Consider the following 332-nt stretch of genomic DNA (forward strand, 5'->3'; position numbering starts at 1 on the left):
GCTTCTAATCGTTTCATTTTAGATTCTGGATTTTCTGATTTCCCCCTTGGTCTACCTACACCTGGTCCTTTCGCTTTACCGCGTTTTTCTTCTAATCCTTTGATACCTTAAGCTTCAAAGTGTTTTACCCAACGACTTACAACCGAGTGATGAATACCTAATTCTTTCGCAACGGTTTCATAGCTCATGCCTTCGTTTAAATATAAATCTATAGCTTTCTTCTTAAATGTTACATCGTAAGTGACTCTAATTTTTCCCATAGAAAAATCCCCTCCATAGTAAACAGGTTAATGTGCTTTCTTTTTCCTGTCTACTATAAGGCCTCACCATAT

Annotated in this window: 1 pseudogene; it reads right to left on the reverse strand. The window is 37.0% G+C overall.

The features are described from left to right. Nucleotides 1–260: pseudogene (locus ILT06_RS32295) on the reverse strand (helix-turn-helix domain-containing protein); the annotation flags it as partial. Nucleotides 261–332 lie beyond the last annotated feature (72 nt).

Source organism: Bacillus sp. 17RED48, assembly GCF_019837545.1.
In the GTDB taxonomy this organism is placed as follows: domain Bacteria; phylum Bacillota; class Bacilli; order Bacillales; family Bacillaceae_G; genus Bacillus_A; species Bacillus_A wiedmannii.